Origin of the sequence: Cellulosimicrobium sp. CpK407, assembly GCF_051844275.1 — a bacterium.
Classification (GTDB): Bacteria; Actinomycetota; Actinomycetes; order Actinomycetales; family Cellulomonadaceae; genus Cellulosimicrobium; species Cellulosimicrobium cellulans_G.
This window is the reverse complement of record NZ_JBGNYC010000085.1, coordinates 1-10,876: the sequence shown is the minus strand read 5'-3', so window position 1 is coordinate 10,876 and position 10,876 is coordinate 1. Positions and strand designations below refer to the sequence as shown.

The following is a 10,876-nucleotide window of genomic DNA, read 5'->3' as shown; positions in this document are numbered from 1 at the left end:
GACATGCCGGCGATGTTCGCGAGCGAGAAGTGGAGGTGAGCGGCCGCCGTCGTGCGTCACCGGGCGCGGGACGGGCCGCGCCCGGGAAGGCACGCTCGCCTCAGCACTGCTCCAGACGCTCGACCGCCGGCGACAGCGACCCCGTGCCGCCGTAGAGGCGCACGTGCGCGACCTCGGTGGCGCGCAGAGCCGTCCGGACTGCGGGCGGCAGGCACCTCGACGGGACGACGAAGAGCGGCTCGCGCCGGAGGCCCGCCGCAGCGGCTCCCGCGAGCGCGTCGGGAAAGTCGGACCCTGCGGCGAGGTTGGCGGCCGCTGGCGACCAGATTCCCTGATCGTGCCACGTGCCGAAGACGACGTCGTTGACCGCCATCGCCGTCGCGTACCGGTCGGCCCCGCCCAGGCGCTCCGTCCCGACGACACCGGGCACTCGTCCGGCAGCGTGCTCGAGCGCCGGGCTCACCGCGCCCGACCCGCCGACGACGGTCACGCCCCGGACGCCGAGCGTCTGGAACATCTGAACGACCCGGGGGTCGAGAGTCGTCGCGTTCCCGGGGACGAGGAGCACCGGGACGCCGGACGCCCCGGACGCAGCCCCGGCGGCGAGCGCGTCGGGGAACGACCTTCCGTCGGCGAGAACCACTCCCCCGACCTGAGTCCCGAACGCGTGCTCGACGACTCGTCGGGACGTCTGGTACCGGTCCTGCCCTGCGTACCGCCAGACCACCGGGGCGAGCGTCCCCGCACGCGACTCGACCGCGTAGGAGACTGCCCCCGGTCCCCCGACGACGACGATCCTCCGCGGCGCGAGCCGCCGGATCTCCTGCTCGACCACGGACGGGATCGCGTCACGACGCGTGAGGAGCAGCGCTCCGCCCTCGTACGCGGCCGCGGGGGCGGCGGAGAGCGCGTCGGCGAACGCCTCGCCCGACGCGAGGTACAGCACGGGGATGTCCGGGCCGAGCTCGCTCGTCGCGGCGACCGCCGTCGCGTAGCGGTCCTTGCCCTGCAGCCGATCGACCGTCGGGGTCGCAGAGGTTGCCGAGGGCTGCGGAGCAGAGCGGGCACCGACGCCGACGGCGGCCGTCGCCGAGAACGGCGCGACACCCGGCGCCCCGAGATAGACGGCCTGCACGGAGCGTTCCGGCGCCTCGGTCGCCCCCGGCCAGGCCCGCACGACGGCGGTCCCGTCACGCAGCGGCACGACCGCGACGGTCCGGCCGTCGACCACGAAAGCCACGTCGCCCTCCGCAGGACCGCCGTCCGCCCGCACGGTCGCGGCCAGCGGGAGCGCGTCGTCCGCCGGCCAGTGCGAGGGAGCCGACAGCTCGACCGCCGCCTGCTCCCCGACGATGGCAGCCGTCGTGTCCCCGCCCGCGGACACCGCGGAGAATCGCGTGCCCGCCGGCACACCCTCGACGGAGGCCTGCCCCGCGTCGTCACGGCCCCAGGCGACCACGGAGCCGTCGGAGACGAGGGCGACGGCGTGGTCGCGCCCGGCGTCGACGGCGACGAACCGCTCTCCGCGCGGCGGCGCCGGCGGGCTCGCCTGGCCGAACGTGTCACGCCCCCACCCCCGCAGCGTCCCGTCCGACAGGAGCCCGAGAGAGAACCCCTCGCCGGCGGCCACCTGGACGAACTTGAGCCCTGCGGGTGGCTGCTGCCCGGCGGTCGCGCCCTCCGCCGGGTCTCCCCAGCCCGCCACGGTCCCGTCGGCTCGCGCCAGGAGCGCGTGCCGGGTGCCGAGCGACACGTCGACCGTCGGGACCTGGACCGGCTGCTCCGGGAGCGGGAGCCAGGAGGACGTGGACGGGCCGTGGACGGACACGGCCCCCTTGTCCGTCGCCCCCTCGCTCGACAGCAGCAGCGAGACGCCGTCCCCCGCCTCGACCGCGACGTCGTCGTCCATCACATGGTCGCTTCCGCGCCCGCTGAAGGAGAGGTAGGTCTCCGGGGGCCCACCCGGACGCGCCGTGATGAACGCGGCGTGCGTCGTCCCGGCGGAGACGTCCACGACGCGGCTCCCCGTCGGCACCCTGATGCTGCTCCCTCCCGCCGCGTCGTCGCCGTATCCCACCGCCCCGCCGTCGGAGCGGACCAGGACGACCTGCTCCGGTCCGACGCTCACGCCGGTGTAGCGGACCCCGGTCGGCAGCGGCGGCGGGAGCTCGTCCTCGGGCCGCGCTCCCCACACGACGACGCCCGCGGCACCGGGGTGCAGCTCGTCGCGCACCGGGGCGTCCGGCACGGTCGCGGACTCGGGAGCGGTCAGCGTCAGGACGAGGCTCTCGGCAGCCCCCAGGCCCCAGGCCTGCGCCGCGACGTCGACCACGGGCGACTCGCCCGCCGGACGCTCGGGGACGGAGTACCCGTAGAGCGGCGCGCCCCACGAGACCAGCCTGCCCTGGTCCGTGACGACGAAGCCGTGGCGGTACGTGGCCGTGACGGCGACGGCGCGCTCACCCGGGTCGAGCACCGGGCCGTCCTGGACGACGGAAGCACCGCATCCGCGCCGCACGAGCGAACCGTCGGAACGGAGCGCGAAGGACGTGTCCATCCCTGCCGAGAGAGCCACGTACGGGCTCGACGCCGACACCGGCAGGTCGCCCTCGCCGCAGGAGCGGGTCGCCCAGGAGACGACGCGCCCGTCGGAGCGCAGCGCGAGGAAGTGGTACTCGCCCGCCACGAGGTCGACGTAGCGCAGCCCGTCCGGCAGCGCCGGGACCTCCGTCGAGTCGTCTCCCCATGCTGCGATCGTCCCGTCGCTGCGCAGGGCGGCGAACTTCCGGTAGGCGGCGGCGACCTCCGTGTACCAGACGCCGCTCGGCAGGGACGGGACGGCGTCCTCTCCCGCCCCGTCCGGCCGCGCGCCGACCACGACGACGTCACCAGCGGTCGTCAGGAAGTACGCGATGCCGTGCTCCCCCGCTCCCACCGCCGCGTACCGGACACCGTCCGGCAGCGCCGGGACCGTGACGGGCGAACCCCTGTAGGCGCCGAACGACACCGCCTGGCCGTCGCTGCGCAGCGCGAGGCCGAACCCGTGCCCGGCGGCCGCGTCCACGTAGTCCAGCCCCTCGGGGAGCGGCGGGACGTCGAGCTCGCCCGCCGTCCGGCGCTGCGGGTCGCCCCACGCCTGGAGTCGCCCTCCCGGAAGCTTCGGGACGGGCACCACCTCCGTGTGCTCGGTCGCCGCCGCCGTCGTCACCGCCGGTCCCGGCACGATCCCGACCGCGACGAGGGCAGCCGTGGCGAGGGCCGTCAGTCGCGCGCGTCGTCGGATGCGGGCCCGTGCTCCCTGTGCGCTCGATCGGTCGGTGTGCTCGTGCGCAGCAGTGCTCACGGATCCCCCTCCTGGTCAGGATGACGGAAACGTAGAGCACCGGTCCCGCGTCGAGCAAGACGCGGCCCCGCGGGACGCCGATGCGGTCAGGGACGGCCCGCGTAGGGCATCGCGTCGGCCCAACGCATCGCGACCTCGTGCACGGGGCTGCCGGGCTGGCGGGCCTCGATCATCATGCCGTTCCCGGTGTACAGGGCGACGTGGCGGATGGTCGACGGGTTCGAGGTGTCGTTGGCGTAGAAGATCAGGTCGCCGGGCCGGAGCTGGTCGTAGGAGATCTTCTGCACGCGCTGGTACTGCGACCGCGACGTGCGCGTGATGTCGACGCCCGCCGCGGCCCAGGCGCGCGACGTGAGTCCCGAGCAGTCGTAGCCCGGCCCGGTGCCGCCGAACACGTACGGGGCGCCGATCTTGGTACGCGCCCACGCGACCGCGGCCTGACCCTGCGCGGCGCTGCCGACGCCGGTCCCCGGGGGCGGCGTGACGACCGGCGGCGGGTCCGGCGTCGGCGCGGGGGCCGGGTTCGGCGCCGGGGCCGGGTTCGGCGCCGGGTCAGGTGCGGGCGGGGCCGGGTTCGCCGGCGCGGGCGCGGGGTTCGCCGGGGCGGGGCTGCTCGCCGGCGGTGCCGCGGGCGCGGCCGACGACGTTCCCGTCGCCGGGGCCTCCGCACGGGCCCGGGCGGCGGCCTCGCGCTCGCTCGCGGCCTGGGCGTCGAGGGCGTCCTGGCGCTGGCGCTCGACGTCGACGCTCGTGGCCCGCGCGCGGGCGAGCTCGGCGAGGAGCGCCTCACGACGGGCCGCGGACTCCTGCACCGCGTCGGCAAGCGCGTCGGACGAGACCTGGGCGGCGGCGAGCGCGTCGCGGGCGCGGTCCTCGACCTCGCTCTGGTGCGCGAGCGCCGCGTCGGACCGGGCGCGGGCGGTGTCGGCGAGGGCGCGCGCGGTCGCGTGGGCGTCGACCGCCCGACCCGCGGTGCGCCCGGCGACGCGCTCGGCGTTCTCCCGTTCGACGACCTGGTCCACGCCGTCCGCGTGCAGGACGGCGCGCAGCGCGTCGAGGTCGGTGGAGCCCTGCCGGGACGCGCGGAAGAGCGCACCCACGGCTGCGCGGGCATCCGTCTCGCCCGCCCGGGCCGTCGTGAGCGCCTCCTGCGCGTCGCGGACCTCGGCGTCGGCCGCGGCGAGCGCGTCCTGCGCCGCCGCGTACTCCTCCGCCGCGGTCTCGACCGCTGCCTCGGCGGTGGACTGCCGGTCCCGCAGCGACGCGAGCTCGCCCTCGACCGTCGCGACGTCACGGGCCGCGCCGTCGGCGGCCTCGTGCGCGGCGCGGACGTCGTCGTCGGACGGCGGGTCGGAGGACGCGGAGGGCGCGAGCCCGACGGCGAGCCCGAGCGCGAGCAGGCCCGCCGAGGTCGCGGAGGCGAGGCGGCGGGGCCCGGCCGACGGGCGTCGCCGCGCCCCGTCGGCGATCTCCGGCCGCGCGTCGCGCGCCGACGTCACGTCGCCCATCGCACCTCCTCGACCGCTCGCTCGGCGTGTCCCGTTGACAGCACCCGCACGAGTCTGCCCAGAACGTCCGCGATGCGCCATCGGAGAGCGGTCGAGCTTCTCAGGATGTGGTCTCGCATCGCGAGACGCCTCTGTCGGGCAGTGCGGATCCGGCCTAGCCTCACGAGCATGTCCCGTCGAATGTGTCGCTGACCACCGCACACGTTCGCCTGCCCGCGAGCCGTCGTCGACGACGATCTCGCCGTGGCGATCCCGTCCCGTGTGCGCCCCTCGCCGCGGTCGACGGCCGGCCTCCCGCCTCTCGCCCGCGCCGCACCAGCCCGTCCGGCGCGCCGTGCGCCGTCGTCCCACCCCACCACCCCGCAGGAGAGCACCATGAGCACCGAGAACGCCCCCGCCTGGTCCTTCGAGACGCGCCAGGTCCATGCCGGCCAGACCGCCGACCCGACGACCGGGGCCCGCGCGCTCCCGATCTACCAGACCACGTCGTTCGTCTTCCCCGACGCGTCCGTGGCCGCCGACCGCTTCGCGCTCAAGGATCTCGGCCCCATCTACACGCGCATCGGCAACCCGACCCAGGAGGTCGTGGAGAACCGCATCGCGTCGCTCGAGGGCGGCGTCGGCGCGCTCCTCCTCGCGTCCGGGCAGGCCGCGACGACGTTCGCGATCCTCAACGTCGCCGAGGCGGGCGACCACGTCGTCGCCTCCCCGAGCCTGTACGGCGGCACCTACAACCTCCTGCAGTACTCGCTCGCCAAGCTCGGGGTCGAGACGACGTTCGTCGCCGACCCGCACGACCCGCAGGCCTGGCGCGACGCCGTCCGCCCGAACACGAAGCTGTTCTTCGGCGAGACGATCCCGAACCCGCAGGCCGACGTCCTCGACATCGAAGCCGTCGCGGCGGTCGCGCACGAGGTCGGCGTCCCGCTGATCGTCGACAACACGGTCGCCACGCCCTACCTGCTGCGCCCGCTCGAGCACGGGGCGGACGTCGTCGTGCACTCCGCGACGAAGTACCTGGGCGGCCACGGCTCCGCGATCGGCGGCGTGATCGTCGACGGCGGCACGTTCGACTACGCGGCGCACCCCGAGCGGTTCCCGAACTACAACACGCCCGACCCGTCGTACAACGGTCTCGTCTACGCGCGCGACCTCGGCGTGGACGGCATCCTCGGCGCGAACCTCGCGTACGTGCTCAAGGCCCGGGTCCAGCTCCTGCGCGACCTGGGCTCCGCGATCTCCCCGTTCAACGCGTTCCTCATCGCGCAGGGCATCGAGACGCTGTCGCTGCGCGTCGAGCGCCACGTCGCGAACGCGCAGAAGGTCGCGGAGTGGCTCGAGGCGCGCGACGACGTCCGCACCGTGCACTACGCCGGGCTCGCCTCGAGCCCCTGGCACGCCAACGCGCAGAAGTACCTGCCGCGCGGCGCCGGCGCGGTGCTCGCGTTCGAGCTCGACGGGGGCAGCGAGGCGGGGCAGGCCTTCGTCTCGGCGCTGCAGCTCCACTCCAACGTCGCCAACATCGGCGACGTGCGCTCGCTCGTCATCCACCCCGCGTCGACGACGCACAGCCAGCTCACGCCCGAGGAGCAGGCGCAGTCCGGCGTGACGCCGGGCCTCGTCCGCCTCGCCGTCGGCATCGAGCACGTCGACGACATCCTGGCCGACCTCGAGCTCGGGTTCACGGCCGCCAAGTCGTCGCTGGGCGCCTGAGCGACGACGCCCGCACGCGCGGCAGAGCCACGACGAGGACTGCGATGACGGATCTGGACAGCCGGGGCGCCCTGCGCGCCCCGGCCGTACAGTGGCCGACGGTGAGCCCTGTGAACGACGACCTCCTCTCCCCCGCCCCCGACGGTCCGCGCGGTCCCCGCGCGGACGCCGCGGCGGGTCACGGGGTCGCGCCGTCCCGCGCCCGGGTGAAGGCTCCGGTCCCGGCGACGGGAGCGTGGCGCGAGGGCGACCCGGCCGGACGACGGCGCTTCGCCGACGTCGGCACGTTCGACCTCGAGTCCGGCGCCCGCCTGCCCGACGTCCGCGTCGCGTACGAGACGTGGGGCACGCCCGCACCGGACGGGTCGAACGCCGTCCTCGTCCTGCACGCCCTCACCGGCGACTCCCACGTCAGCGGCCCCGCGGGCGAGGGTCACGCCACCGCGGGCTGGTGGGAGTCGCTCGTCGGACCCGGCGCGCCGATCGACACCGACCGCTGGTTCGTCGTCGCGCCCAACGTGCTCGGCGGGTGCCAGGGCACCACGGGCCCGGCGTCCACCGCGCCCGACGGGCTCCCCTGGGGCAGCCGCTTCCCGCGCGTCACGACCCGCGACCAGGTCGCCGTCGAGATCGAGCTCGCGCGGTCGCTCGGCATCTCGTCCTGGGCGTTCGTCGTCGGCGCGTCGATGGGCGGGCACCGCGTCCTCGAGTGGGCGCTCCTCGGCCCCGAGGCCGGCATCGACGTCGTCTCGCTCGCCGCGATCGCCACGACCGCGCAGACTACCGGCGACCAGATCGCGTGGGCGCACCCCCAGCTCGGCGCCATCCGTGCCGACCCCGGCTTCCGCGGCGGCGACTACTACGACGCCGCGGACGGCGAGGGCCCGCACGTCGGCCTCGGCATCGCCCGGCAGATCGCGCACGCCACCTACCGGTCCGCGCGCGAGCTCGACGACCGGTTCGGCCGCCTCCCGCAGGGCGGCGAGGACCCGTTCACCGACGGGCGCTACGCGGTGCAGTCGTACCTCGACCACCACGGCGACAAGCTCGCGCGGCGCTTCGACGCCAACTCGTACGTCGTGCTCACGGAGTCGATGCTCACGCACGACCTGGGGCGCGACCGCGGCGGCGTCGAGGCGGCGCTCGCCCAGGTCACAGCGCACGCGCTCGTCGTCGCGGTCGACACCGACCGGCTCTTCCTCCCCGCCGACTGCGCGCGCATCGCGGCCGGCATCCCCGGAGCCGAGCCGATGCGGACGCTCACGAGCGACTTCGGGCACGACGGGTTCCTCATCGAGTTCGACCAGCTCGGCCCGATCGTCGCCGACTTCCTCGGGGAACGGGCCGGCGTCCGCGACTGAGGACCGTCCACGGGATGGCGCCGTGGCGGGCGTGCCCGCGCCGTCCTGGCACGATGAGGAGATGGACAGCGACGTGACCGAGGCGGCCCAGCACCTGCGCGCCCAGTGGGACCGGCTCGACCGGTGGCTGCGAGACCTCGGGGACGAGCTGGACCGCGACGCCGGTCGGGCGAGCGTGCTCGACGGCTGGACCGTGGGCGAGCTCGTCACCCATCTCGGCCGCGTCATGGAGACCCTCGCGCTGTGCGGGCCGGTACCCGCCGGGACCGTCCCCCTCACGCTCGCCGAGTACCTCGGCACCTACCCGGAGCGCGCGGAGGAGATCGAGCACGCGACGCGCGCCCTCGACGAGCAGATCGCCGACGACCGCCTCGGGCACGTCGAGGCCTTCGCCGCCGCCGGCTTCGCGCGTCTCGACGACCTCGCCGACGAGCGCGTCGTGCAGGCGCGACGGGGGCCCATCACGCTCCTCGACATGGTGCGCTCGCGCGTCCTCGAGCTCGTCGTGCACGCCGACGACCTCGCCCGCACGTTCCCCGGCGTCCCGGCCGACCCCGTGGACCGTGCCGCGCTCGACGCCGTCGCGGCCGAGCTGCTGCGCGTCGTCGTCACGCGCGGCGGCTGGGCGCTCGAGGTCCACGACGCCCGCCTCTGGCTGCGGGTTGCGTGCGGCCGCGTCCCCTACGACGTCGACGAGCTCGCGCGCGCCCTGGAGCCGGTGCACACCTCCGAGGCGGTGCCCGACCTCGGCCGGATGCTCCCGCTGCTCTGACCGCTACCGGACGGGTGACGCGCGGCACGCGGCCTCCCGTGGTTACGGCGCTGGCCGGACCGTAGGTTGGGGGCATGCTCGCCGCCTACGCCGACCACCTCGACCCCGACGACCCCCTGGCCGGGCTGGTCGTCGGGGAGCGCCCCGAACCCGACGCCCGCGAGCACTGGACGACCGTCGACGTGCGTGCGGCGTCGCTCAACCACCACGACCTCTGGTCGCTGCGCGGCGTCGGGCTGCCCGCCGACCGGCTCCCCATGATCCTCGGGACGGACGCGGCGGGCGTCGCGCCCGACGGCAGCGAGGTCGTCGTGCACGCGGTGGTGGGCGCGGACGGGCACGGCGTCGGACCGACCGAGCGCCGGTCGCTCCTGTCCGAGCGCTATCCGGGCACGCTCGCCGAGCGCGTCGCCGTCCCGACCCACAACCTCGTCCCCAAGCCGTCGGAGCTGACCTTCGTCGAGGCCGCGTGCGTACCGACGGCCTGGCTCACCGCGTACCGCATGCTGTTCACCGCCGGCGGTGCCGCACCCGGGGACCGCGTCCTCGTCCAGGGTGCGGGTGGCGGGGTCGCGACGGCGGCCGTCGCCCTGGGTGCCGCCGCGGGACTCGAGATGTGGGTGACCTCCCGTTCGGCGGCCAGGCGCGCCGGTGCTGCCCGGCTCGGGGCCGCGGCGACGTTCGAGCCCGGCGCCCGGCTTCCCGCGCCGGTGGACGTCGTCGTCGAGACCGTGGGCCAGGCGACCTGGCGCCACTCGCTGCGCTCGGTGCGCCCGGGCGGGACCGTCGTCGTCGCCGGGGCGACCAGCGGCGACGCGTCACCGGCCGAGCTGACCCGCGTGTTCTTCCACGAGATCCGCATCCAGGGCGTGACGATGGGCACGCGCGACGACCTCGCGGCGCTGCTCCGGTTCCTCGCCCGGGGCGAGGTGCGGCCCGTCGTCGACCAGGTGCTGCCCCTGACCCGGGCTCGCGACGGCCTCGCCCGACTCGCCGCCGGGGAGCAGTTCGGCAAGGTGGTGCTCACGCCGTGACGTCGTCGGACTGGGGCCCGGACGTCCTCGGCGCCGGGTACGAGCAGCGCACGGTCCAGCTCGAACCCGACGACGAGGGCGAGGTCGTCGTGACCGTCGTCCGCCACGCTCCGGCGACCGACGAGCCGATCCGACCGGCGCGCGCCGTGCTGTACGTCCACGGCTGGAGCGACTACTTCTTCCAGACCGAGCTCGCCGAGACGTGGCGCGCGCTCGGCGCCGCGTTCTACGCCGTGGATCTCCGCAAGTACGGGCGCAGCCTGCGCCCCCACCAGACGCCCGGGTACGCCGACCACCTCACCGAGTACGACGCCGACATCGCGGCCGCGCTCGACGTCGTCCGGGCGGACCTCGGCGCGCACGCCGCGATCATGCTCATGGGTCACTCCACCGGAGGGCTCGTCGCGGCGCTCTGGGCGCACCGGCACCCGGGCGCCGTCCGGGGGCTCGTGCTCAACAGCCCGTGGCTCGAGCTCCAGGGATCGTCGGTCGCCCGGACCGTCTCGGGCCCCGCGATCCGCCAGCTCGCACGCTTCCAGCCCCGCACGCCGCTGCCGAACGTCGACCCCGGCTACTACGCCCGGACGCTGCGCGACCGCGACGACGGCACCTGGATGATCGACGACGCCTGGCGCCCCGTCCCGTCGTTCCCCGTCCGCGCCGGCTGGCTCCGTGCCGTCATCTCCGGCCACGCTCGTGTCGCAGCCGGGCTCGCCATCGACTGCCCCGTGCTCGTGCTTCTCGCCGCGAAGTCGCTGTTCAGCACCCGCTGGTCCGAGGACATGCGGTCCGCCGACATCGTGCTCGACGTCGAGCCGCTGGCGCGCCGCGCTGCGCACCTGGGCCAAGTCGTCACGATCGTCCGCATCCCCGGAGGGATGCACGACCTCTCGCTCTCCGCCCCCGAGCCGCGGGCACGGTTCTTCACGGAGATCGTGCGCTGGTCGGCAGCCTATGGATGGGCCTGACGTCGACGACCACACGGCGTCCAGCCCACGAACCAGGGCTCTACCTCGCGCTACCAGGGCTCTACCTGGAGCGACCAGGGCTCTACCTCGCGTGACCGTGGCTCTACCTGGCGTGGCCGGGTTCTGTCTTGCGGGAGGGGGTTCTGTCTCGGCCCGGGTTTGGGTCTGGATCTGGGT

Annotated in this window: 7 protein-coding genes; 5 read left to right on the top strand and 2 right to left on the bottom strand. The window is 75.4% G+C overall.

Annotation, left to right across the window (positions count from 1 at the left end; translation table 11 throughout):
* Positions 1 to 100: 100 nt before the first annotated feature.
* Positions 101 to 3,343, bottom strand: coding sequence for a cell wall-binding repeat-containing protein (locus ABWU78_RS20665; RefSeq protein ID WP_253052552.1), 3,243 nt, complete (start codon positions 3,341 to 3,343; stop codon positions 101 to 103).
* Positions 3,344 to 3,429: 86 nt separating this feature from the next.
* Positions 3,430 to 4,851 (bottom strand): C40 family peptidase, encoded by a 1,422-nt coding sequence (locus tag ABWU78_RS20660; protein WP_353708438.1) that lies wholly within the window; start codon positions 4,849 to 4,851, stop codon positions 3,430 to 3,432.
* A gap of 375 nt (positions 4,852 to 5,226) precedes the next feature.
* Here ABWU78_RS20660 and ABWU78_RS20655 point away from each other — a divergent pair, with 375 nt between their 5' ends.
* The 5 genes from ABWU78_RS20655 (at position 5,227) to ABWU78_RS20635 (ending at position 10,699) form a co-directional block, all read left to right on the top strand.
* Positions 5,227 to 6,564, top strand: coding sequence for a bifunctional o-acetylhomoserine/o-acetylserine sulfhydrylase (locus tag ABWU78_RS20655; protein WP_353708437.1), 1,338 nt, complete (start codon positions 5,227 to 5,229; stop codon positions 6,562 to 6,564).
* A 101-nt stretch (positions 6,565 to 6,665) separates the two neighbouring features.
* Complete coding sequence (gene metX, locus ABWU78_RS20650; protein ID WP_439159366.1) at positions 6,666 to 7,925, top strand: homoserine O-acetyltransferase MetX; 1,260 nt, start codon at positions 6,666 to 6,668, stop codon at positions 7,923 to 7,925.
* A 61-nt stretch (positions 7,926 to 7,986) separates the two neighbouring features.
* The gene (locus tag ABWU78_RS20645) at positions 7,987 to 8,697 is read left to right on the top strand and encodes a maleylpyruvate isomerase N-terminal domain-containing protein (RefSeq protein WP_353708436.1); all 711 of its coding nucleotides are present in this window, start codon (positions 7,987 to 7,989) and stop codon (positions 8,695 to 8,697) included.
* Positions 8,698 to 8,771: 74 nt separating this feature from the next.
* Complete coding sequence (locus ABWU78_RS20640; RefSeq protein ID WP_353708435.1) at positions 8,772 to 9,731, top strand: zinc-binding dehydrogenase; 960 nt, start codon at positions 8,772 to 8,774, stop codon at positions 9,729 to 9,731.
* A complete protein-coding gene (locus ABWU78_RS20635; RefSeq protein ID WP_353708434.1) occupies positions 9,728 to 10,699 on the top strand; it encodes an alpha/beta hydrolase in 972 nt (323 codons plus the stop codon). Before ABWU78_RS20640 ends, ABWU78_RS20635 begins: the two co-directional genes overlap by 4 nt.
* Positions 10,700 to 10,876 lie beyond the last annotated feature (177 nt).